This is a genomic window from Marinitenerispora sediminis (assembly GCF_003336425.1).
GTDB classification, from domain to species: domain Bacteria; phylum Actinomycetota; class Actinomycetes; order Streptosporangiales; family Streptosporangiaceae; genus Marinitenerispora; species Marinitenerispora sediminis.
The window spans coordinates 1-23449 of record NZ_QEIO01000002.1; the positions used below are offsets into that span (position 1 = coordinate 1).

Here is a 23449-nt window from a genome sequence, read left to right on the forward strand (position 1 = left end):
CCGCCCGCCCACCCCACGCGTAACCCGCCTGTGCCTGGAGGAACCAGTGCCCGATTCCGCGCCCCGACGCCGACTGCTACCGCTCATCTCGCACGCCGGCGGGAGATCCCGAACCACCTGCCGTTTCCGCTGCGGTGACGCCTGCTTCCACGAGGCGCCCAACACGAGCGCCAACGAGTACTTCGGCGATGTCTTCACCGCCGCGCTGTCGCGCCGCAACGTCCTGCGCGCCGGGGCGGTCAGCGCCGGTGCCTCCGCCCTCGCGTTCGGGGTCGGAGCCGCCCCCGCGACCGCGGCTCCGCGCAACCCCCGCCTGGGCTTCACCTCCGTGGCGCCCAACACCGCCGACGCCGTGACCGTTCCGCAGGGCTACGACCACCGCGTCGTCGTCCGCTGGGGCGACCCCGTCGTCCCGGGCGCGCCTGAGTTCGACTTCGCCGGCCAGACCGCCGAGGCCCAGGAGCGCCAGTTCGGCTACAACTGCGACTACGTCTCGTTCGTCGAACTGGACAACGGGCGCGGCCTGCTGTGGGTCAACCACGAGTACACCAACGAGAACATCATGTTCGCCGGATACAGCGACGGCGCCGCCGCCGACCTGGAGCAGATCCGGATCTCGATGGCCGCGCACGGCGGGTCGATCGTGGAGATCGAGCGGGTCGGCCGCACCGGGGCGTGGAAGCTCGTCACCTCCGGACGGCGCCGCTACAACCGGCGCATCACCGCGTCGACCCCGATGCGGCTGACCGGACCGGCCGCCGGCGACGCGCTGCTGCGTACCGCGGCCGACCCCGAGGGCACCGAGGTGCTCGGCATGCTGAACAACTGCTCCGGCGGCATGACCCCGTGGGGCACGGTCCTCACCTGCGAGGAGAACTTCAACCAGTACTTCGTCGGCGGCGAGGGCGCTCCCGAGGACGTCAAGCCCAAGCTGCGCCGGTACGGCATCGCCGTCCAGGGCGACACCCGCGCCGGCAACCGGCGGTTCGACCGGGTGGACGAGCGCTTCGACCTGTCCAAGCACCCCAACGAGGCGAACCGGTTCGGCTACGTGGTCGAGATCGACCCCCTCGACCCCGACTACCAGCCGCGCAAGCGCACCATGCTCGGCCGGTTCAAGCACGAGGCGGCCAACACGAGGATCACCGCCGACGGCCGGGTGGCCGTGTACATGGGCGACGACGAGCGGTTCGACTACATCTACAAGTTCGTCAGCGAGAAGCGGTACCGCAAGGGCTCCCGCCGGCACAACGACACGCTGCTGGACTCCGGCACCCTCTACGTCGCGAAGCTGACCGGCAACAGCCCGGCCGAGGAGATCGACGGCTCCGGCGCGCTCCCCGAGGACGGCGAGTTCGACGGCTCCGGTACCTGGATCCCGCTGTGCGACGCCACCACCTCCTACGTCGACGGCTTCACCGTCGCGGAGGTGCTGGTGCACACGCGCCTCGCCGCCGACGCCGTGGGCGCCACCAAGATGGACCGCCCCGAGGACTTCGAGGCCAGCCCGGTCACCGGCAAGGTGTACTGCGCACTGACCAACAACTCCAGCCGCACCCCCGAGCAGGCCGACGAGGCCAACCCGCGCGCGAACAACCGGTACGGCCACATCCTGGAGATCACCGAGCGGCGCAACGACGCCGGCGCCACCGCCTTCGGCTGGAAGGTGCCGGTCGTCTGCGGCGACCCGGAGGACCCGAGCACCTACTTCTCCGGCTACGACAAGTCCAAGGTGGCGGCGATCTCCTCGCCGGACAACCTCACCTTCGACGCGAGCGGCAACCTGTGGATCGCCACGGACGGCCAGCCCGGCACGCTCGACCACAACGACGCGCTGCACGCCGTCCCGGTCGAGGGGAAGTACCGCGGCGAGCTGAAGACCTTCGCCACGGTGCCCTACGGCGCCGAGTGCTGCGGTCCGTTCATCACCGAGGACCAGAAGACGGTGTTCATCGCCCCGCAGCACCCCGGCGAGGACGGCACCGTGGAGCAGCCGCAGAGCACCTGGCCGAACGGCGACTTCCCGCGCCCGTCGGTGGTGTCCATCTGGCACACCCGCGGCCGCAAGATCGGATCGTGACCCCGGTCTGACCGCACTCCTGGTCCCGGCGCCGCCCGCGGCGCCGGGACCTCGTCGTCGGGGGCCCTCGCCGGCCTCAGTGCCGCTGCGCGGCGAGTCCGCCCGCCATGAGCAGGAACGCCCCTCCGGTCGCCTGGTCGAACCGGCGGCGCACCCGGGCGGTGAGCCGCAGCGCCGACAGCCGGCCGCCGGCATAGGCGTAACCCAGCGCCGCGGCGAACTCCACGGCGAGGTAGCCGGCCGCCAGCGCGAGCAGCTGCGGGAGCAACGGGCGGGCCGGGTCAGCGAACTGCGGGAGGAACGCGGCGAAGACCAGCATCGCCTTGGGGTTCGTCATCGCGACGAGGAACTCCTCGCGGACCAGCCGGGCCCTGCCGCGGTGCCGTCGCCGTTGCGACGGGGACGCCGCCGCCTCCTCCTCGTCGGGCGTGCGCGGGGCTCGCGCGCCCCACAGCGTCCGCAGGCCCAGCACGAGCAGGTACCCCACCCCGCACCACTTGAGCGCGGTGAAGGCGGTCTCGGACGCGAGCAGCAGCGCACCGAGCCCGGTGGCGGTCGCGGCGGCGAGCAGCGCGAACGCCGTGAACCGCCCGGCCAGCCCGACCACGGCGTCCCGGGCACCCTGCTGCAGCGCGGTGCGCAGCGAGAGCAGGTTGTTGGCGCCGGGTGAGACGGCCACCAGCGAGGCGGCGGCGAGGAAGGCGGCCCACTGCTCCACGGACATACCCCGATCGTAGGCGGCGGCGGAGCGGCCGCGCGACCGTGCGTAGCATCCATGGCGCGGGGGCGATCGGCGCCTCCGGCGACGGCAGGAGGACAGCGGTATGGCAGCGACGGTACGCCCGGCCCGGCAGCAGGACGCACAGGCGATGGACGAGCTGTTCCGTGCCGCCGCACTCGCCGCGTGGTCGCATTTCATGCCGGAGGAGGAACTGCGCGCCGAACCGCCGCGCCCCGAGGTCTACCGCCAGGCCGTGCGGGCGCCGGAGGTCACCGTCCTCGTCGCCGAGGAGGGCGGCCGCGTGCGCGGCTTCGCCGTCACCCGGGAGAGCCGGGACCCCGACGGCGGCCGCGGGGTCGGCGAGCTGCACATGTGCTACGCCCACCCGGAGGCGTGGGGGACCGGGGTCGCCTCCGCCCTCATGGCCGAGGCGCTGGCGCACCTGCGTGCGTGCGGCCACCGCACCGCCACGCTGTGGGCCGCCGAGCCGAACCACCGCGCCCGCGCCTTCTACCGGCGCTGGGGATGGCAGCCCGACGGCGCCCGCCGGTCCAAGACCCGGTTGGGCGCCACGTTCACGGAGTACCGGTACCGGCACGGGCTCGGCGCCGAGCCGGAGGGAGGCCCCGGTAGCGCGGCCGGATGAGCCGGGCTCACCCCCCGCGCAGGTGGCCGGTCTCGCGCAGGTAGCGGAGCAGTTCGGCGGCGGCCTCCTCCGGGGCGGCCGCCACGGTCCGCCGCGGCGGGCGGCCGGCCGGCGAGGTGGTGACGGCGATCGCCCGGCGCAGCGCGTCGCCGGAGGGGTCGGGACCCGGGAGCGGACGCGGTCCGGGGCGGAACGGCTCCGCGCGCTGCGGGAACCCGGAGACACCCGTGCGCGGCGCCGGGGCCAGCGCGGTCTCCACCCGGCCGTCGGTGCTCTCCAGCAGCGCGGGCAGCGGCGCGCGGCGCAGCTCCGCCGTTCCCGCCTCGACCGACATCACCGCGGGGAGCGGGACCCGCAGCACCTCGCGGTGTCCGCGGTCCAGCCGGCGCACCGCGTGCAGCTCCCCGCGCTCGCCGGGCCGGGCCGCGCCGTCGGCGGCCGCCGAGACCGCCACCAGGCCGAGCGCCTGCGCGGCGCCGAGCTCCTCGGCCAGGAAGGCCGGCACCGCGCCGCTGCCCCGGTCGAGGCTCGCGTCGCCGCACACGACGAGCTCGGCCGGCGCGGGGCCGTCCGGGCCGACCACGGAGGCGAGGGCCGCCGCGACCGTCGCGCTCGACGCGGACCCGTGCGGGCCCGCGGTCGGCAGCTCGACGCGCACCGCGCGCGCGGCACCGACCGTGAGCGCCTCGCGCAGCACCGCCTCGGCGGCCGGCGGGCCGACGCTCACCGCCGCCACCTCGCCGCCGCGGGCCTCCGCGATCCGCAGCGCGGTCTCCAGCGCGGCCTGGTCGGCGGGGGAGACACCGAGCGTGTGCGCGTCGCGGCGGTGGCTCTCGCGGACCACCCCGGTCAGGGGGTCGACGTCGGGACGCAGGTCGACCAGTTTCAGCGCGGCGGCGACACGCACCGCAACCTCCTCGGGCGTGGGTTCGGCGGAGACACGGGGCGGGGCGTCAGGACCAGCGCAGTACCACGCCGTGGCCGCCGCGCGGGTAGGACCAGGTGATCGCGTCCCCGCCCGCGCCCTCGCAGACCAGCCGGCACAGCCCGCACTCGAAGCACTGCTCGTGGTTGAACACGATGCCGCCGTCGGCCGTCGGAGTGAACAGGTCGGCGGGGCAGGCGGTCACGCAGGGCTGGCCCGGGCAGGCCTGGCAGGCGGCGGTGTCCACCACGATGTGGGGCTCGTCCTGCACCCGGAACTCCACCGTGGCCATGCGGTCGCCGAAGGCGTACTCCGACCACTCCGGCCGCCGGCCGGCGGCCGGGTCGGCGCTGCCGCGTCCCGGACGGAGCGGAGCGTCCCCGCGGCCGCCGGCGTCGCGCTCCGGCCGCGCGCCCGCCTCCCTCCGGGCGCTCCGGCGGATACGGCGGCGGCGCAGGCGGTCCAGCATCGACATCGTCATGGCTATCCGAAACTCCTCAGCAGCTGCCATCCGTCGCGTGCGAGGTCGCGCATCCGGGCGCCGTGCGCGGCGGCGACCTCCCGCAGTACCGTGGTGACGCCCGGCTTGGGCCGCGGGTTGTCCACGGTGAGCAGCCGCTCCGCTGCGTCGCAGGCCAGTCGCGGATAGCGACGCATCCGCTCCGAACGCATGAGGTGCGGCACGTCCCGGAAGCGGTGCAGGTCACCCAGGACGAACGACGACTCCAGCCGCGAGCGGTACCCCGCGAGAGCGGCCGCGCCGGTGTCGCCGGCGCGCACGGCCGCGGCGGCCGCCTCACCCGCCGCGATCCCGGACCCGATCGCGAAGTTCACGCCCTCCAGCCACGGCCCGGCGGTGAGGACCAGGCCGGCGGCGTCGCCGCAGACCAGGATTCCGGGCCCCGCCAGGCGGGGCAGCACGGCCCGGCTGCCGTCCGGCACGAGGTGCGCGGCGTACTCTTTCAGCTCGGCGCCGCGCAGGTAGGGTGCGATCGCCGGGTGGGCCTTGACCTCCGCGATCAGCTCCTCCGGCCGGATCCGGCTCCGCGCCAGATCGGCGGCCGGCACCAGCACGCCGACCGAGACGGTGTCCAGAGCGGTGTGCAGGAACGCCGACGCGGGCACATCCGCGGTGCAGCCGAGCACCTCCATGGCGGCGCCCTCCCGGCCGGTCAGCCCGAACCGCCGGTCGATCTCGTCGCGGGGGAGCGCGAGCACCTCCTTCGCCCCGAGGGCGAAGTCCTCGGCCGAACCGCTCGGGCGCAGGCCGGCCTCCCGCGCCAGCAGCGAGTTGGCCCCGTCGCAGGCGATCACCACGCCCGCCTCGACCTCTCCGCCCTCGCGGTCCGTCCGCACCCCGCGGACCGAGCCGTCCGGGCCGCGCAGCAGGGCCGTCGCGGTCGTGGAGCAGACCAGCCGCGCGCCGGCGCGCTCGGCGACCCCGGCCAGCCAGGAGTCGAACTCCGACCGGTAGGCGATCGCCCCGTTGTAGGGCGGTTCGGCCCACGCGCCGTTGCGGTAGTCCACCGACAGCGCCTGCGCGCCGGTCGCCATCATCAGCGAGCGGCGGGTGACCCACCGCTGGATCGGGGCCTGCTCCCACCACCGGGGGACCAGGTCGTCGAGGACCCGGCCGTAGATCACGCCGCCGTGCACGTTCTTGGCACCCGGGAACGGCCCGCGCTCCAGCAGAAGTACCGACGCCCCGGCCTGCGCGGCGGTGAGAGCGGCCGCCGACCCGGCCGGCCCCGCGCCGACCACCACCACGTCGAAGCGCGTCACGCGCCGCTCCCTTCCTCGCCTCGTCCTCAGCCGTTCAGCCGTCCCCGACGGCGTCCGCGGCCGTCCCCGGCGCGGCTTCGTCCCGCAGCATCCGCGCCAGCGCGGCCAGCAGTCCAGGCGCGTCCGTGACCAGCCCGAGGTCGGCCGCCGCCATCATCGGCGAGCCGGGATCCCGGTCCACGGCCACCACGTGCGCCGGGTCCCCGGTGCCCGCGAGGTAGCGGGGCGCGCCGGAAACCCCGACCGCGATGTGCAGCTCCGGGCTCACCCTAACGCCGGTCGCGCCGACCCGGCGCTCCGGAGCGACCAGACCGGCCTCGGCGGCGGCGCGGGTCCCGCCCACCGCCGCGCCGAGTGCCCGCGCGACCTCGGACAGCGCCGCGAACGCCGCCGCGCCGCCGTCCGGACCGCCCAGCAGACCCGCACCGCCGACGACCACGCGCTCGGCCTCGGAGAGGTCCGCGGCACCCGGCTCCGGGACGCGGACGGCGACCACCCGCGCCTCCCCGGGGTCCCGCGCGGCACCCGCCGGACCGATCCGGCGGACCGAGCACCGGGCTTCGGGGCGCACCGGGGCGGCACCGCCCACCCCCGGCCGCAGCGTCACCACGGCGGGCCCGGTGATCCCCACCCGGACCGCTCGGCGGTCCCCGTCGCGCGGCAGCACCGCATACCCCGGCCCGACCCGGACCGCGCCCGCCAGCAGCGGCCGCCCGAGGCGGGCCGCCAGCCGGGGCGCGAGGTCGCGGCCGTCCGGACACGCCGGCAGCAGCACCAGGTCCGCCGCCGCGCATGCCCCGGCGACGGCGCGCGCCCACCGGCCCGGCTGGAACTCCGGGCTCTCCCACACCAGGAGCAGCCGGGCGGAGCCGCGCAGCTCGGCCGCCGCGTCCTCCGCCCCGCCGCCCGCGAGCAGCGCCACGCCGCCGGCCTCGGCGACGGCCTCGGCGCCGCCCGGTGGCAGCGTCGCGTCCCGCACCGGCACCACCGCCATCGTCCTGCCCCGGTCCGCGGTCACAGCCGTCCTCCGATCCGCTCACCGTCCGCCACGGCCGCGTCCACGCGGCGCGGCGCCACGCAGTCGCCGGCCCGCAGCACCCGCACGGCCGGCCCGCCGGGGGACCGGAGCCGCCGGTACAGCTCGTCCCGGGGCGCCTGCGGCAGCGCGCAGACCATCCAGTCCACCGTGCGGGTCGCGCCCGTTCCGGTCGGCTCGTGCTCCAGCGACACCGCCACCGGGCCCCCGGTGCCCTCCGCGACCGCCCCCGTGACGCGGTGCTCGCACGTCTCCGCGATGCCCCGGGCCGCCGCGCGGATCGACCAGCCCTCCAGGTCGAGGGTTCCCGCGAGCTCCCGACCGACCAGCGGCGCCGGCGTGACGATCTCCACGGAGCAGCCGCGTTCGGCGAGGAACTCGGCGGCGCCCGTGGCCTCGTGGAAGCCGAGCCCGTCCACCACCAGCACCGACCCCGACGGGCGGACGGCCCCCGACAGCACGTCGCGCACGTCCACCACCCGCCGCAGCCCGCCCGCCCACGCGGGCCGCTCCGGGCGGGCGCCGGTCGCCACCACGAGCACGTCAGGCGCGGCCAGCCGCACGAGGCCCGCGTCCACCGCGGTGCCGTAGTCGACCACCACCCCGCGTCGCCGGCACTCGGCCAGCTGGTTGCGGACGAGTTCGCCGAACTCCGCGCGCCCGGGCGCCGCCGCGGCCAGCCGCACCTGGCCGCCCGCGGCGTCCGCGGCCTCGCACACCCGGACCCGGTGCCCCGCGCGGGCGGCGGCGATGGCCGCCTGCAGGCCGGCCGGCCCGGCACCGGCCACCAGGACGTCGCGCGGCCGCGGCCCGGGCGCCGCGACGCGGGCGCGGCGCGGCCACCGGCCCGAGCCCGGACGGCCACCCTGGATCGCCGACGCGGCGGCCGGCGCCGGGTCGGGCTCGGACTCCCGGCCGACCCGCGGGTTCTCGGCGCAGGCCAGCCGGCCCTCGCCCGAGGGACCGCCGACGCCGGGGACGCAGCCCTGGTTGCAGGACAGGCAGCCGCGGATCGCCTCCGGGAACCCGGCGCGGGCCTTGGCGGCGAACTCGGGGTCGGCGATCTGGCCGCGCACCACGCTCACCAGGTCGCAGTGGCCGTCGGCGAGTGCGCGGTCCGCCTGCAGCGGGTCGGTGAACCGGCCCTCGCCGATCACCGGCAGGTCCACGGCGCGCCGCACCGCGTTGGCGAGGTGCAGCGCGTAGCCGGCCGGGATGTGCATGGACGCCTGCGACACGTGGCGGGTCGCCGCCGTCCCCAGGGCGGTGCCGAGGTAGTCGACCTTGCCGGTGGCCTGCAGGACGCGCGCCAGCTCGACCGCGTCGGCGAGGGTGCTCCCGCCGTCGAGGAGCTCGTCGCCGCACAGCCGGACGCCCAGGACGCGGGCGGGCCCGATGCGGCCGCGCACCTCGCCGATCAGCTCCAGGAGCAGCCGCGCGCGGTTGGCGAGCGGCCCGCCGTAGCGGTCGTCGCGCCGGTTGGTCGCCGGCGACAGGAACGCGGCGACGATCGAGGGGTGCGCGCACTGCAGCTCCACCCCGTCGAAGCCGCCCTCGACGCTGAGCTCCGCCGCCCGCGCGTAGCCGTCGATGATGGCCGAGATCTCGTGCCGCTCCACGGCCTTGGGGACCGTCCGCGCGACCGGGTCGGCCACCGGGGACGCCGCCCACGCCGGCCGCCGGACGTAGGGGGCGGCGGCGGGCACCACGATGTGCGCCAGCTGCACCAGGACCGGCACCCCGGCACGGTGCACCGACTCGGTGATGGCGCGGTAGCCGCGCAGTACCTCGGGCCGGTACCCCTGCACCAGCCGCTCGTGGTGGCCGTCGGTGGGATGGGTCGCGTGCGCCTCGGTGATGACCAGCCCGGCGCCGCCGCGCGCCCGCGCCGCGTAGTAGGCGGTGTGCCGTGCGCTCGGCAGGCCGTCCTCGGCGAAGTCGGTGCGGTGCGCGCCGAACACCACCCGGTTGGCCACCGTGACCGGGCCGACGCGCAGCGGCCGGAACAGGTGGGAGTAGCGCCCGGCGACGGTCATCCGGCCACCTCCGCGTCGTCGAGGTCGAGCGCCGCGCGCCGGCCGTCGAGGACCGCCTCGTACACCCCGCGCGGTGCCACCGCGTCCCCGGCGCGGGTGAACCCGAGCCGGGGTCCGCGCCACAGTTCGTCGGCGGGGAGCCGGAACCCGCAGTCGACGAGCACGTCGGCGCGGACCTCGGACGTGCCGCCGGCGTACACGTGCGTCACCGCCACCACCCCGTCGCCCGCCGCGTGCGGCCGGGACCGCCGCACCACGGTCACACCGGCCCGGGCCAACCGGGCGGAGGCGGCCGCCTGGTCGCCGGTGTGCGCCAGCCGCGCGCCCGCCTGGTGGTCCGGCGTGATGAGCGTGACCTCGCGGCCTGCGGCTGCCAGTGCCTCCGCCACGCTCACCGCGACCGGCCCGCCCACCGGGTCGTGGACCGCGACCGGCCCGGCGGGGACGCCGCGCCGCAGGGCCTCGGCGGCGTCCAGCACCACGACGCCGGACCGCACCGGGAAGTCGATCCGGCCGGGCAGCCCGCCGGTGCACAGCACGACCGCGCCGCCGGTGGCCAGCCGCGCGTCGATATCGGAGGGCCCGGCCCGGTGGCCGGTGTCGATGCGCACGCCCAGGCGGACGCACTCGGCCGCGAACCAGTCGGCGAGCAGGGCCAGCCGCTCCCGTCCGGCCCCCGCCGCGGCGACGCGGAGCATGCCGCCGGTCCGCTGGGCGGCCTCCACGACCCGCACCCGGTGCCCGGCCGCGGCGGCGACCCGCGCGGCCTCCAGCCCGGCCGGCCCGCCGCCGATCACCAGCACGTCCCGCGGTCGGGCGGCGGGCGCGGTCTCCGGCGGGTCCTCGGTCTCGTAGCCGCTGCGCGGATCGGCCAGGCAGGAGACCACCGGGCTGCCCGGACGCCGCACCTGGCAGGCCGCGTTGCACAGCACGCAGGGCCGGACACGCTCCGGGGTTCCGGCGGCGAGCTTGCCGCCCAGTTCGGCATCGGCGATCTGTGCGCGGGTCATCTCCACCAGCTGGGCGGTGCCCTCGGTGACGAGCCCCTCGGCCGTCTCCGGATCGACGATCGACCCCTGCGCGCACACCGCCACCTCCCGCGGCAGCCACGAGCGCATCCGGCGGGCCGGCGTCGAGGCGAAGCCGGGGGCGGTGTGCCCGTCGGGACGGTCGGCGTCCGGGGCGAACGTGGAGCCGCGCACCACCGTCACGTAGTCCAGCCCGGAGCGGGCGGCGAGCTCGGCCGCGAGCCGGGCCGCGGCCTCCGGAACGAGCCCGCCGGGCGCCAGCTCGTCGCAGCTGAGCCGGAGCCCCACCACGGCGTGCCGCCCCACCTCCGAGCGCACGGCACCGAGGATCTCGTGGGCGAAACGGGCGCGGTGCCGCCCGCCGTAGCCGTCGTCGCGCAGGTTGGTCAGGCCGGAGAGGAACTGCCGGACGAGCGCGCGCGGTCCGGCGTCGACCTCCACGCCGTCCAGTCCGGACCGCACCGCGAGCCGGGCGGCCGCCGCGAACGCCGCCACGGTCGCGGCGATGTCCTCGGCGTCCATCTCCACCGGGACCTCGCCGCCCACGGGGCCGCTCACCCGCGACGGCGCCCAGAGCGCGGGACCATCCCCGCTCACCCCCTGCTGCCCGCTGTGGCCCAGCGCGCCCAGCACCAGCGTCCCGCTGCCGTGGCAGGCGTCGGCGATCGCCGACCACCCGGCGCCGCATTCGGCCGCCAGGGGGGCGCGTTCGTAGGGCCGGTCGTTCGGGAGCACGGAGGCGGTCTCGGTGACCACGATCCCGGCGCCGCCGGCGGCGCGTCGCCGGTAGTAGGCGACGTGCCGCTCCGACAGCGCGCGGCCGCGTCCGAGGTTCGTCGCGTGCGGTCCGAAGACCAGGCGGTTGCGCGCGGTCGTCCCGCAGGCGAACCGCAGCGGGGACAGGAGCTGCATCTGGGGGAGGGGTCCCTTCTGGTCGTGCGCGGCCGGCGGCGCGGTCCGGGACGAGCGCCGCCGTCCATGATGTCGGTTGCGTACCGGTCGCGCGATCCGGCCGCGGGGGTGCCGGGTGCGGCGGGAACGGCTGCGCCCCCGGCGGTTCCGAACCCGGGCCCGCCGCCGCCCGAAACCCCGCGGACGGATAACCGGTGTTACAAATTGGCGGGAATGAATACCGTCCGCTGAAACATCTCTGCCGAAAAGGCGATACGTGCCGCCTTTGGGCGGCCCTCGGGCGGATTCGATTGGGCGGGCACCGAAAACCGGTGCCCCGTGCGGTGCGGACAAACCTGGGAGCGCTTTCTCCGCAACGCGAAGCGCGTTCCGTCGGGATTTGATTGCTTACGGTTACCCTTGTCGGCGAAGGTTTCCGCCCTGGACAATGGGGCTCGTGACGGTTTCTTGACACCGAAGTAACCAGGAGGTGTCTCGCCGTCCTCCAGACTCGTTGGCATTCGGCGCGCCACCCCGTGCGCCGAGGCAAACACGTTTCGGTTGTCGCGGGGAGCCGATCCTCCGCGGTGGCGCGAGACGAGCACTCGCCGGGGAGGCGGGTTCGTCACGCCCCCGGGTCGGGAACCTCCGACGACCGCAGCGACCGCAAGCCGCCCAGGCGTGAGGTGGGAGGCCCCTCGTGGGGATGTTCCTGGCCAGGAGACTGCTCAACTACGTGGTCCTGATCTTCCTGGCGTCCAGTTTCGCCTACCTTCTGGCGGCCACCACCCTGGATCCGCGCTCGAACTACGAGCAGCTGGACCCCCGGCCGTCCCAGGAGTCGATCGAGGCCCGCCTCGACGAGCTCAACCTCAACGACAGCACCCCGCTGGCGGAACGCTACGTGACGTGGGTCGGCGGGGTCGCCACCGGCGACTTCGGCCTCACCATCCAGGGGCGCAGCGTCAACGAGGAGATCGCCCGCAAGGCCGGCGTCACCCTGCGGCTCATCGTGGTGGGCACCGTGATCGGGTGCACGGTCGGGGTCGCCATCGGCGCCTACGCGGCCGTCCGGCAGTACCGGTCGTTCGACCGGGTCTCCACGGGCGCCGCCTTCCTCGTCCTGGCGATCCCCACCGTCGTCATCGCCGTCTCGCTGCAGGTCAGCGCGGTCGCGATCAACCAGGCCGCCGGAGTGCAGATCTTCCAGTACGGCGGCGAGTACACCGCGGGCCTCGACGCCGGCTTCTGGGGGACACTCGGCGACCGGCTGCAGCACATGGTGCTGCCCACCCTGACGCTCGCCATCGCCCAGTTCGCCGCCTTCAGCCGCTACCAGCGCAACATGATGCTGGACGTGCTCGGCGCCGACTTCGTCCGGACCGCCATGGCCAAGGGACTGACCCGGCGGGCCGCACTGCTCAAGCACGCGCTGCGTACCGCGCTCATCCCGACGGTCACCTACTTCACGTTCACCTTCGGCATCCTGCTGGCCGGCACCACCTTCACCGAGAAGATCTACGGCTGGAACGGGATGGGCGCCTGGGTGGTCGACTCGATCTTCACCAACGACGTGCACGCCGTGGCCGCCGTCTCCTGCTTCATGGCGGTGTGCGTGATGGCCGCGTCCTTCCTGTCGGACCTGCTCTACGCCTGGCTGGACCCGCGGGTGCGAGTGAGCTGAGCATGCCGACGACCGCGCTCCCGCTCCCGCCCCCGCTCCCTCCGAGCGTCCACCACACCCCGCTGGAGAAGACCCCATGAGCATGTCCGCCGAGCGTGCCGCCGTGGTGACCGGTCCCGGTCCCGAGGGCGGCGACGAGACGCGGGTGCCCGGCCGCTGGTCCGCCGTCGGGCGGCAGATGCTGCGCACCCGCCGCGTCGTCCTGGGGATCGGCCTCATCGCGGGCCTCGCGGCCGTCTCCTGGATCGGCCCCCTGGTCAGCCCGTGGGAGTTCGGCGATCGCGACTTCGCCGCGTTCCTGCAGCCCCCCTCGCCCGACCACTGGTTCGGCACCGACAACACCGGGCGCGACATCTTCACCATCACCATGGTGGGGATGCAGAAGTCGCTGATCATCGGCCTGCTCGCCGCGGTCATCACCACGGTCCTGGCCGCCATCGTCGGCTCGTTCGCCGGCTACTTCCTCGGCGCCACCGACAAGGTGCTGATGTGGATCACCGACCTCGCGCTGGTGCTGCCCAGCTTCCTCATCCTCGCTATCCTGTACCCCGCGCTGCGCGGCCAGGGCTGGCTGATCTTCGTGCTGCTGCTGGCCGCCTTCGCCTGGATGGTCACCGCGAAGATGGTGCGCGGCATGACGATCTCGCTCAAGGAGCGGGAGTACGTCCTGGCCGCCCGCTACATGGGGGTGCCCGCCTGGAAGATCATCTTCCGGCACATCATCCCCAACATGTCCTCCCTGCTCATCGTGGACGCCACCATCAACGTCAGCTCGGCCATCATCGCCGAGACGAGCCTGTCCTACTTCGGATTCGGCGTGCAGGCGCCCGACGTCTCGCTCGGCTCGCTGATCGCCCTGGGCGCCCGGCAGGCCGTCACCCACCCGTGGACCTTCGTCTTCTGCACCGGACTGCTCGTCATCCTCGTGCTCGCTGTCAACCTCGTCGGCGACGGCCTGCGCGACGCCCTTGACCCCCAGTCCAAGTCGCGCCGGATCTAGAGGGACCGAAACCATGACCAGCACCGAGACGCAGCCGGCCGGCCCCGACGCCGGATCCGCCCCCGACGCGCCCGTCCTGGAGGTCACCGACCTGCACGTGACCTTCCCGGCCGCCGGTCAGGGACGCGACGTGCACGCGGTCCGCGGGGTCAGCTACCAGCTGCGGCGCGGCGAGATCCTCGGCATCGTGGGCGAGTCCGGATCGGGCAAGTCGGTGTCCTCGCTCGCCGCCATGGGCCTGCTGCCGGAGTACGCCGAGGTCACCGGCTCGGTGCGGCTGCACGGCCGGGAGCTGCTCGGCCTCGACGACCGGCAGCTGGCCAAGGTCCGCGGCCGCACGATCTCCATGGTCTTCCAGGACCCGCTGTCCGCGCTGACACCGGTCTACACCGTCGGCGACCAGCTCGCCGAAGCCGTCCGCGTGCACAATCCGGACCTCCCCAAGGCGCAGGCGGCCGCCCGCGCCGTCGAACTGCTCAGGCTCGTCGGCATCCCCAACGCCGAGCAGCGCTACCGGGCCTTCCCGCACGAGTTCTCCGGCGGCATGCGCCAGCGCGTCATGATCGCCATGGCGATGGCCAACGACCCCGACGTCATCATCTGCGACGAGCCCACCACCGCGCTCGACGTCACCATCCAGGCGCAGATCCTGGAGGTCCTCAAGACCGCGCAGCGCGAGACCGGCGCCGCGATCGTGATGATCACGCACGACCTGGGGGTCGTCGCCGGGTTCGTCGACCGGGTGCTCGTCATGTACGCGGGCCGGCCGGTCGAGCTCGGCACGGTGGACGACGTCTACTACCGCACCCGGATGCCCTACACCATGGGCCTGCTCGGCTCCGTGCCGCGGCTGGACTTCCAGGACAAGGCGCCCCTGGTCCCCATCAAGGGCACCCCGCCGTCGCTGAGCGACCTGCCCCCCGGCTGCCCGTTCGCCCCCCGCTGCCCGCTCGTGCGCGAGGAGTGCACCACCGGCGAGCCCCCGCTGGTCCGGGTCGGCGCCGAGACCCACCAGGCGGCGTGCGTGCGCGCCGCCGAGATCGAGGCCAACGAATGGACGGCCGCCGACATCTACCCCGTTCCCGAGATCCCCGAGGATGCCGCGGCCGGCACCCCCCGCGAGGACCGCGAAGTGGTCCTGGAGGTCGACGACCTGATCAAGCACCACCCCTTGATGAAGGGGGCCGTCTTCAAACGGCGGGTCGGCACCGTCTACGCGGTCGACGGCATCAGCTTCGACATCCGCGAGCGCGAGACGCTCGGCCTCGTGGGCGAGTCCGGGTGCGGGAAGTCCACCACGCTCATGGAGATCCTCAGCCTCAACGCCCCCCAGCGCGGCCGGGTGGTGGTGCTGGGCCGGGAGTCCGGGAGACTCGGCTGGCGCGACCGCTTCGCGGTCCGGCGCGAGGTCCAGGTGGTGTTCCAGGACCCGATGTCCTCCCTCGACCCCCGCATGCCGGTGTTCGACATCATCGCCGAGCCGCTGCGCACCCACGGCCACCCCCGCGAAGCGCTCCGCTCCCGGGTCCACGAGCTCCTGCGCCTGGTCGGGCTGGAGCCCGCGCACGCCACCCGCTACCCGGCCGAGTTCTCCGGCGGGCAGCGGCAGCGCATCGGGATCGCCCGGGCACTGGCCCTGGAGCCGCGGCTGCTCGTCCTGGACGAGCCGGTCTCGGCGCTCGACGTGTCCATCCAGGCGGGCGTCATCAACCTGCTCGACGAGCTGAAGGCCCGGCTGGGACTCTCCTACCTGTTCGTCGCCCACGACCTGTCCGTGATCCGGCACCTCGCCGACCGGGTCGCCGTCATGTACCTCGGCAGGATCGTCGAGATCGGGGACGTCGACGCCATCTACGGCGCTCCGGCGCACCCCTACACGCAGGCCCTGCTGTCCGCCATCCCCATCCCCGATCCCGAGAAGGAGCGCTCGCGGACGCACATCGTCCTGGAGGGCGACCTCCCCAACCCCGCGAACCCGCCGTCCGGCTGCCGCTTCCGCACCCGGTGCCAGAAGTTCCGGCAGCTCGGCGACGACGAGCGGCAGCGCTGCCTGGACGAGGAGCCGGCCGTCATCCCGCTGGCCGGCGCGGCCGACCACGGGGCGGCCTGCCACTACGCCGAGGAGCGCGAACTCCTCTGACCGGGGCCGCGCGCACCCCTGCGATCCCCCATCCCCGCGACAACCACAGAAGGAGATTTCCATGACCATCAGAAGGGGGGCCGCGCTCGCGGCCCCGGCACTGGCACTGGTGCTGGTGGCCAGTGCGTGCAGCGGCGGTGGCGGCGAGGAGGGCGGGGGCGAGTCCCAGGAGACGCTCGCCGACATCCCCGCGATCGACGTCAACGAGGTCGCCCGCGAGGACATCGAGGACGGCGGCGACTTCCACTGGGGCATCAACGAGTACCCCACCCAGTTCAACATGTCGCACCCCGACGGCAACCTGGGCAACGTCCGGGACATCGTCGAGGCGGTCCTGCCCGTCGCCCACGTGTACGACGAGACCGGTGCCGCCTCGCCGAACCCGGCGTACCTGGAGTCCAGCGAGGTCAGCGAGGACGGCCTCACCGTCACCTTCCGGCTGAACCCGGACGCCGAGTGGTCCACCGGGGAGCCGATCACCTGGGAGGACTACGCCGAGCAGGTCGAGACCGTCGGCGGCGCACGCGAGGGCGACTTCCTGGTGGGCAGCCCGGACGGCTACGAGCTGATCGACGAGGTCGAGCGCGGCGAGAACGACCACGAGGTGATCTTCCACTTCGCCAACCCCTACGGTGACTGGCCGAAGCTCTTCGCGCCGCTGTACCCGAAGGAGTACATGACGGATCCCGACGAGTTCAACGAGGGCTACGTCAGCGAGATCCCGGTGACCGCGGGCCCCTTCGGCGACGTCGAGTTCGACGACACCGCCCAGACCATCATCCTCAACAAGGACGAGGACTGGTGGGGCGAGCCGGCCAAGCTGGACCGCATCATCTTCCACGGCTACGAGAACGACGCCTTGGCCCAGGTGTACAACAACGACGAGATCGACGGCTACTACCTGGGAACCGACGTCGCCGGCTACGAGCTGCTCCGCGACAAGGAGGGCTCCCGGATGACCCGGGCGGTCAACAACGGCTACCGGTTCATCCAGTTCAACGGCTCCAGCCCCAAGCTGGAGGACGTCCAGGTCCGGCGCGCCCTCACGCACGCCATCGACCGCGAGGCGCTCGCCCAGGCCACGATGGGACCGATCGACTGGCCGACCGACCCCACGGTGAACCGGCTGCTGCGCTCCAGCCAGACCGGTTTCCAGGACAACAGCGAGGGCCTGGCCGAGTACGACCCGGAGCTGGCCGCGCAGATGCTGGACGAGGCCGGGTGGACCCAGCCCGAGGAAGGCGCCACCCGCGTCAACGAGGACGGCGAGGAGCTGGAACTGCGCTGGGTGATCTCCTCCGGCCTGCAGACGATGCAGGACGAGGCCGAGATCGCGCAGGCGATGCTCAGCGAGATCGGCGTCGCGGTCAACATCGAGTCCGTGCCCAACACCGAGTACTTCACCGGGTACATCATCCCCGGCAACTACGAGGCGGCGGCGTTCGTGCTCACCGGCTCCAACCCGTACGCGAGTGACTCCGGGGAGAACTACGGCGGCCCGTTCGGCGAGACCGAGGACGGCGAGCCCGACTGGGGCAACAACACCGGCAAGGTGTCGACCCAGGAGATCAACGACAAGTTCGACGAGCTCCAGCAGGAGGTCGACCCCGAGCGCTACGCCGAGATCGCCAACGAGATCGACCGGCTGATCTGGGAGAACGCGCAGAACATTCCGTTCTTCCAGCGGCCGGGGCGCTACGTCGTCAACGAGAACATCGCCAACTGGGGCGAGACCGGCCTGGCCTCGATGCGCTACGAGGACATCGGCTGGGTCCAGCAGGGGTCCTGACCGGCTGATCCGCCCGCACCCGCGCCCCCGCCGACCCGGTCGGCGGGGGCGCGGCGCTGTCCGCGGCCTCGGCGACTGGGCCGCCCTGGGTCCCAGGGCCCAGGCCGGGGCCCGATCACACCCCGGCAAAGATGGGACCGCCATTGAACCGGCGGGCCCTGTTCGCCCGGAGCGCCGGATCCGTACCGTCACCTGGTGACGAAGGCGAGGTTCCGTCGGCACGGCGCGGGCGGCGCCGACCGGGCCGCCGGCATGCTCGAGTATGTCGCGGTCGTCCTCCTGACCGCCATGCTGCTGGCCGCCGTCGTCCTCGCCGTCCCCGGAACCGTCACCGGCGCCCTCGAACGCGCCGTCTGCGCGGCGCTCGGCCTCGACGACTGCGACCGCTCCCGCCGGGCCGCCGACGAGCGCTACGAGCCCGAACGCTGCCTGCGGTCCCGCGCCACCGAGGTCGCCGGCGGGGAGGTCGAGGTGATCGTCAGCGTGGGTGAGCAGGTCTCCTTCGTCACCGAGCGGTTCTCCGACGGCCGCACCCAGCTCACCCTCGTTGACAGCTCCCGGCTGGAGGCGTCGCTCGGCCTGGGCGGCGGGGTCAACCTGGGGAAGGCGCTGCGGCTCGGCGCCAGCCTCGACGTCACCGGATCGGTGAGCCTGCCCAACGGCAGCACGTGGATCCTGGGCTCCCCGGAGGAGGCCCAGCGGCTGCGGGAGGACCTGCGCACCCGGCAGAAGATCGACGCCACCCGGCGGATCAGCCCGCTCATCGGCTGGGGCGTCGACAAGATCTGGGGACCCGACATCCCTCCGCCCGACATCACCCGCCAGGGCGTGGAGAGCAGCCTGGGGGCCGAGGCCAGGACCGGGGCCGGACTGGGGAACGAGGACGACGACCGCCCGGGGAAGGGCAGCGGACGCGGCATCGAGGGCTGGGACATCAGCCCGCAGCTGCACGCGCACGGTGCCGTCGGAGTCACCGCGGTGCTCAGCCGGGCCGAGAACCGGCGCGACGGCACCGTCATGACCGTCTACGAGCTGGGTGGTACCGCCCAGGTCGGCGCGCACTGGGTCGTGGACCGGGTGCGGCCGACCGTCGGCCGGTCCGGGACCATGACCGTCGTCCAGGACACCGAGGGACGGGTGGTGTCACTGCTGCTGGCCCAGACCGCGCGCACCCCGGACGGACCGACGGTCACCACGACCCACCTGAAGGTGGACACCGACGAGAAGCGCCGGATGGTGGCGGAGTGGCTGGGGCTGGTCGCCGACGACCAGGTCATCCCGCTGACCTGGGACTCCATGGCCCCCACCGAACTGGCGCCGGACGCCTCGCCCTTCGAGCGGTGGGTCTTCGAGGAGGGGCGCACCACGCGCGCCCGGTACGACTACGACAACGACGTCCGCGACGTGTCGGCCAGCCTCAAGGTGGGGGTGAGCCTCGGTCTCGGCGGAACATGGGGCGGCGAGTCGCTCGACATCGTGGAGGCCGAGTACCTCGGGGCTCCCCGGGACGGCGTCCGGAGCTACACCGAATACGGCAGGTGTGCCTAGCGGGAGGCGGAATGGATCTGGTCCGGGCCGTGGCGGCGGGGCTCGTCGCGTGGTTCGTCCTCAACACGGCCGCCTCGATCGCGGTCGTGGAGTACGCGACGCTGGAGCAGTTGCAGAGCTACGCCGGCGCGGTCGCGTGGTACGGCGCCACCGGCTCCGCGGCAGGTCTCCTGACGGCGGCCGCCGGCTCCCTCGCCCACCGCCGCCCCGAACGCGCCCGGCCGGGTCGGAACGCCGTCGCCGCGCTCACGGCGCCGGTCGCGGGCACCATCGGCAATGCCCTCCTACTGGCCGGCACCCCCGGTGCGCGGTGGCCGGAGTTCGCCACCTGGTCGCTGATCGCCCTCGCCGGCGCGGTCGCCGGCTGGGCGCTCACCCGCCGGCTCCGGCGCCGGGCGGTGTGACCCCTCCGCTCGGGTGCCTGGGGGCGGGCTCCGCGCGCCGTGGCCCGCGTGCTCCCTCGGAGCACAGCACCCGCCGCGGCGGGTGCGCGCACCGGGCCCGCGGTCCGCCGCTACCCCTGCGGCACCCGGCCGGCGCCGACCCAGCGGCTCTCCCAGTAGGAGTTGCCGAGGACCTGGACCACCTGCACCGGATTCCCGGCGTGCACCATCTGGCCGTTGCCGATGTACATGCCCACGTGGGTGGGCGGCGGGCCCGGGATCGTCTGGAAGAAGATGAGGTCGCCGGGCTGCAGGTCCGCCCGGTCCACTGGGGCGAGCGCGGAGTGCTGGGGCCAGGTCGTGCGCGGGATCTGCACCCCCGCCGCCCGCCACGCCGCCTGCGTGAGGGCGGAGCAGTCCCACGAGTTCGGTCCGGTGGCCCCCCAGCCGTACGGTTTGCCCTGCTGGCTGAGCGCGAACTGGATGGCGACGCGCGCGTCGCCCTCGCCGAGGACTTCGCCGTCGTAGTAGCCGGCGAAGTCGTACTCGTAGATGTCCGGTTCCTCGGGCCGGTCGTGCTCGGTCCAGGTCTCGCCTCCGCACTCGGGACCCTCGACCAGGCACACCATCTCGCGCACCCCGTCGTGGAACATGCCGCCCAGCGGGGTCTGCGCCACGCTGGTGATGATCACGGCGGCGAGGGACAGCAGGACGGCGCTCTCGACGAACGAGGCACCGCGGTCATCACCGGGTGGCGTCCGGGGGGTTCCGAACTGGTGCCTGGCCACCGCATGCTCCTTCTGGTACGGGGGACGGCCGCGGCTCAACCGACGGGGACGTCCGCGATCGGCAGGAAGCCGGGGATCTCCACAGTCACGGTGTCGGTGTCCTCAGAGAGTTGGTAGGAGGCCCAGTAGGTGTTCTGGGTGCCGGGGTGAGTGGTCAACTGGAACTTCGACGGTACGTAGTCGGAGCCGGCGCAGAGACAGTCCTGGTCGGCGTCGATGTAGGGGTGGTATCGGATTCCGTGCTCCTCGTCGATGAGCACCAGTCCGCTGCCCAGTGTGGAACCGGGATACAGGTAGGTCCGATTGCCGAAGTCCTGCAGGCGGATCCTGGTGTCCGATTCGTTGTGCAGCGTCCACACCAGTTGGGTGTACTCGCCAGTGGTGGAGCGGTCGAGCGCGTTTACCTCGATTGTCGCTCCGTCCCATGCGGAGGTGCTCGCGACGCTGGTGCCGAGGCCGGTGGAAGTCGATTCTCCAGCCGAAGTCGTTTCGTCGGCGTGGGACGCGGAGACCAGGGTCAGTCCCAACAACAGGGTTGTGAGCGTGGCCGTCGCCGACCGGAGCGCTGATCTGCGCAAATGCATGAGGCCTCTACTTCGCGAACGTGATCGTGACGCGGCGGTTCTTCTCGCGCCCCTCGTCAGTGCGGTTGTCACCAACAGGGTCGGCCGAGCCGTGCCCGGCCACCTCGTAGCCGAGCCCCTCACGGGTTACCAGTTCCCGGAGTCTTTCCTCCACGCTGGCGGCCCGGTCCTCGGATAGGGGTTTATTGATGCGGTCGTTGCCGGTGTTGTCGGTATAACCGTCGATTTCGACCGTGGATGCTGAGGCGTTGTCGATCTCCTCCGCCACCTGGCGAAGTACGTCGTCCGCCTCTGGTGTGAGGTCCGACTCGTTGAGTTCGAAGAGGACGTCGGACGAAAGCAGGATCGTGGTCTCGTCCCCGGAATCCGTGCGGGCAGTACCGCCTTCGATGTCGTCCTGGTACGCCCTGATGTCAAGCACCCGCGGCTCCGCCACTGGCGCGTCGGCGATCGCCGAGTCGGGTGCCTCGGCCTCGGTGACGGGGATGTCCAGGAAGTCAGGCGTGACCGGGGTGGTGACCGACATGCTCTCAATGTCCTCTGGAGGGGAGGGGAAGGCCACCCAGATGTCGATGCTGCCTCCCGGCCCCAGGTTCTCATCACCTCGCCAGGAGGAACAGTGGCAGGTCTCCTCGTCGGTGAGCTTCAGCGGCATGTACCGCTGATTGTTCTGCATGTCGATCAGGGACACGCCGTCGGGCGTGCTGAGCTGGCCGCCGAGCTCGGCCAAGCTGAGGCGGACAGTGGCCGGCTCGTCACCCTCGTTGGTGATCGCCATGCTCAGCACGAGCATGGCGTCGCTGTAGCGCTCGAGGGCGCGAATGTCGAAACGCAGCCCGGACCCCTCCGCGCTCGCGCTGTACTGAGAGGTAGCGATGGGTTCCCCTGACTCTGGGGACGACGCCTGGCTGCTCTCCTCGTCCCCGTTCCCGGTAAGGGATTCAGCGTCGCCGCGAGAGTCGGCGTCAGGCTGTCCAACACAGGAGGAAAGTAACACCGTGCTCACGACGATGGAGCCGAGCACTCGCATCGCGTGGAGAAAAGGAGGGGGGCTCCATCTGTTCACGACGCAACCTTCCACTGGGATACATACAGCCGGCCAGCCTAACGAACCCGGGTGAATGGGTCCATAGCATCTGGAGGATCGTGGCCGACCTGACAAGGGGCGGGAGAATGCCGAAGATTCCTGAAGTGAAGAGGGAAGGATAAAACGGTCTCCGGTGAGAACATGCCGTGGGTGGTCACCTGATTTATGCTGGCGAATTTAGTGAGTCATCCGTTGTTCCCTGCTTCGTCCGAATCTGTTTCGTCGCTTTCCTCGGCTTCCTCGTCATCTTCGGCGTCGTCGCCCGCGTCGACCGGGCTGCCGAGTGGGCGGTAGAGGTACTGTCCCTCCTCCGCCACCAGTCGGATGGTGATCAGTGAACGCGCCTGCGCATAGCTGGTGATGGCCTGGCCGTCGCACTCCACACCCCCGATGCTGAAGTCGGAGCCGAAGGCGTAGGAGCAGTCGGGGAGGACCATCTCGGCGATCGCCGCCGCGTTGCCCACGTATCGGGATGGCGAATCGGTCTCCTCGTCGCCCGAGCAGACGATCTCCGACCAGTGCACGCTTCGGTCCTCTTGGAGCTCCTGCTGGCAGTATGCGCCCCGCACCTCGACGCGGACGATGTTCCCGACCTGGCCGAGGTTGTCGTCGCTGGCCCGGATGTCATCCAGGATCGCACCGTTCGCCCGCGCGTACCGCTCGGCTGCTGTGCGGCCGACCGCCGCGTCGTAGAACGAGGCGATCGGGATGGTGCCCTCGGCCAGCTGCCGCGCGGCGGCGTCCCGCGCCGACCCCACGGCGGCGAGCGCGGCGGCGTCGGCGGCGGTCTGGGCCTGGGTGCGCAGATCGTTGGCGTTGCCCAACCGGGCGAACAGCAGCGCCAGCGCGAACAGGGACAGCGTGAGGCCGACGAGCAGGAACAGGCTGGCCTGTCCCCGCTCGTCAGCGGTCGGTCGCGGCACGGTTCTCATCCGGAAGCACTCACCAGTGAGGGGGCTGTCTCGAGAACGGGCGGGGTCACGGGGCGCTGTCGTCGCCGGATGTCGCGCCGGTGCCCAGGATGTCGTCGACCTGTGCCGTGAGCGCGTCCGCAATGGTCTGGCCGATGTTAGTCGCGAGGACCGCCGCCGCGATCGCGGCGATGAGGACGATCACCGCGGCGTACTCGACGTAGTTCCCCCGGTCGTCCCCTCTGCGCATCACGGCTCTGCGACCGGCGAGGGCGATCCGGGCCTTGGCGTATCCCCAGATCAACGGGTTCTGCATGGGAGGACTCCTGTGAGGAATGAGGGGCGTGTGAGGCGACGGTGTTCAATCTAGAAAAAATCGAGGCCGGGTGC

At 73.2% G+C, this 23449-nt stretch carries 20 protein-coding genes; 8 read left to right on the forward strand and 12 right to left on the reverse strand.

The annotated features are described in order from the left end of the window. Positions 1-46: 46 nt before the first annotated feature. Complete coding sequence (locus DEF28_RS00495) at positions 47-2080, forward strand: PhoX family protein (protein WP_114396019.1); 2034 nt, start codon at positions 47-49, stop codon at positions 2078-2080. A 76-nt stretch (positions 2081-2156) separates the two neighbouring features. On the opposite strand, the gene DEF28_RS00500 is transcribed toward DEF28_RS00495, so the two are convergent. Continuing rightward, positions 2157-2804: a LysE family translocator gene (locus DEF28_RS00500; RefSeq protein WP_114396018.1), complete on the reverse strand. Its 648-nt coding sequence runs from the start codon at positions 2802-2804 to the stop codon at positions 2157-2159. Between the two features lie 100 nt (positions 2805-2904). Between DEF28_RS00500 and DEF28_RS00505 the strand changes: the two genes are divergently transcribed. Continuing rightward, positions 2905-3447 carry a GNAT family N-acetyltransferase gene (locus DEF28_RS00505; protein WP_114396017.1) on the forward strand — a complete coding sequence of 181 codons (543 nt, stop codon included), beginning with the start codon at positions 2905-2907 and terminating at the stop codon, positions 3445-3447. A 7-nt stretch (positions 3448-3454) separates the two neighbouring features. Here DEF28_RS00505 and DEF28_RS00510 read toward each other — a convergent pair whose 3' ends face one another. Genes DEF28_RS00510 through DEF28_RS00535 form a run of 6 tightly spaced genes read right to left on the reverse strand, consistent with a single transcriptional unit; the run spans position 3455 to position 11166 of the window. Next, positions 3455-4354 (reverse strand): mycofactocin-associated electron transfer flavoprotein beta subunit, encoded by a 900-nt coding sequence (locus tag DEF28_RS00510; RefSeq protein WP_114396016.1) that lies wholly within the window; start codon positions 4352-4354, stop codon positions 3455-3457. A gap of 46 nt (positions 4355-4400) precedes the next feature. Continuing rightward, the gene (locus tag DEF28_RS27905) at positions 4401-4853 is read right to left on the reverse strand and encodes a ferredoxin family protein (protein ID WP_199493059.1); all 453 of its coding nucleotides are present in this window, start codon (positions 4851-4853) and stop codon (positions 4401-4403) included. Between the two features lie 2 nt (positions 4854-4855). Next, positions 4856-6154 (reverse strand): FAD-dependent oxidoreductase, encoded by a 1299-nt coding sequence (locus DEF28_RS00520; protein ID WP_267900192.1) that lies wholly within the window; start codon positions 6152-6154, stop codon positions 4856-4858. A gap of 34 nt (positions 6155-6188) precedes the next feature. Continuing rightward, positions 6189-7172 (reverse strand): mycofactocin-associated electron transfer flavoprotein alpha subunit, encoded by a 984-nt coding sequence (locus DEF28_RS00525; protein WP_199493060.1) that lies wholly within the window; start codon positions 7170-7172, stop codon positions 6189-6191. Continuing rightward, the gene (locus tag DEF28_RS00530) at positions 7169-9226 is read right to left on the reverse strand and encodes an oxidoreductase (RefSeq protein WP_114396014.1); all 2058 of its coding nucleotides are present in this window, start codon (positions 9224-9226) and stop codon (positions 7169-7171) included. The genes DEF28_RS00525 and DEF28_RS00530 overlap by 4 nt, the downstream gene beginning before the upstream one ends. Then, the gene (locus DEF28_RS00535) at positions 9223-11166 is read right to left on the reverse strand and encodes a mycofactocin system FadH/OYE family oxidoreductase 1 (RefSeq protein WP_114396013.1); all 1944 of its coding nucleotides are present in this window, start codon (positions 11164-11166) and stop codon (positions 9223-9225) included. Before DEF28_RS00535 ends, DEF28_RS00530 begins: the two co-directional genes overlap by 4 nt. A gap of 679 nt (positions 11167-11845) precedes the next feature. Between DEF28_RS00535 and DEF28_RS00540 the strand changes: the two genes are divergently transcribed. From DEF28_RS00540 to DEF28_RS00565, 6 genes are all read left to right on the forward strand, one after another. Then, the gene (locus tag DEF28_RS00540; protein WP_114396012.1) at positions 11846-12829 is read left to right on the forward strand and encodes an ABC transporter permease; all 984 of its coding nucleotides are present in this window, start codon (positions 11846-11848) and stop codon (positions 12827-12829) included. 76 nt (positions 12830-12905) lie between these two features. Further along, positions 12906-13829 (forward strand): ABC transporter permease, encoded by a 924-nt coding sequence (locus tag DEF28_RS00545; protein WP_114396011.1) that lies wholly within the window; start codon positions 12906-12908, stop codon positions 13827-13829. Between the two features lie 13 nt (positions 13830-13842). Further along, positions 13843-15969, forward strand: coding sequence for an ABC transporter ATP-binding protein (locus DEF28_RS00550; protein ID WP_114396010.1), 2127 nt, complete (start codon positions 13843-13845; stop codon positions 15967-15969). A gap of 61 nt (positions 15970-16030) precedes the next feature. After that, a complete protein-coding gene (locus DEF28_RS00555; RefSeq protein ID WP_114396009.1) occupies positions 16031-17758 on the forward strand; it encodes an ABC transporter family substrate-binding protein in 1728 nt (575 codons plus the stop codon). Positions 17759-17953: 195 nt separating this feature from the next. Beyond that, positions 17954-19306: a hypothetical protein gene (locus tag DEF28_RS00560; RefSeq protein ID WP_233515002.1), complete on the forward strand. Its 1353-nt coding sequence runs from the start codon at positions 17954-17956 to the stop codon at positions 19304-19306. An 11-nt stretch (positions 19307-19317) separates the two neighbouring features. Next, positions 19318-19710 (forward strand): hypothetical protein, encoded by a 393-nt coding sequence (locus tag DEF28_RS00565; protein WP_114396008.1) that lies wholly within the window; start codon positions 19318-19320, stop codon positions 19708-19710. A gap of 110 nt (positions 19711-19820) precedes the next feature. Here the strand turns inward: DEF28_RS00565 and DEF28_RS00570 are convergent, their stop codons facing one another. The 5 genes from DEF28_RS00570 to DEF28_RS00590 all read right to left on the reverse strand — a co-directional run bounded on the left by DEF28_RS00570 (position 19821) and on the right by DEF28_RS00590 (position 23375). After that, entirely contained in the window at positions 19821-20477 is a 657-nt protein-coding gene (locus tag DEF28_RS00570) for a C40 family peptidase (protein WP_233515003.1), read from the reverse strand. Positions 20478-20512: 35 nt separating this feature from the next. Continuing rightward, the gene (locus tag DEF28_RS00575) at positions 20513-21004 is read right to left on the reverse strand and encodes a hypothetical protein (protein WP_147280050.1); all 492 of its coding nucleotides are present in this window, start codon (positions 21002-21004) and stop codon (positions 20513-20515) included. A 64-nt stretch (positions 21005-21068) separates the two neighbouring features. Further along, a complete protein-coding gene (locus DEF28_RS00580) occupies positions 21069-21854 on the reverse strand; it encodes an OmpA family protein (protein WP_233515004.1) in 786 nt (261 codons plus the stop codon). 479 nt (positions 21855-22333) lie between these two features. After that, positions 22334-23071, reverse strand: coding sequence for a pilus assembly protein TadG-related protein (locus DEF28_RS00585; RefSeq protein ID WP_233515005.1), 738 nt, complete (start codon positions 23069-23071; stop codon positions 22334-22336). Between the two features lie 55 nt (positions 23072-23126). Beyond that, on the reverse strand, positions 23127-23375 hold the full coding sequence (locus DEF28_RS00590; protein WP_114396005.1) for a hypothetical protein: 249 nt from the start codon (positions 23373-23375) through the stop codon (positions 23127-23129). Between the last annotated feature and the right edge of the window lie 74 nt (positions 23376-23449).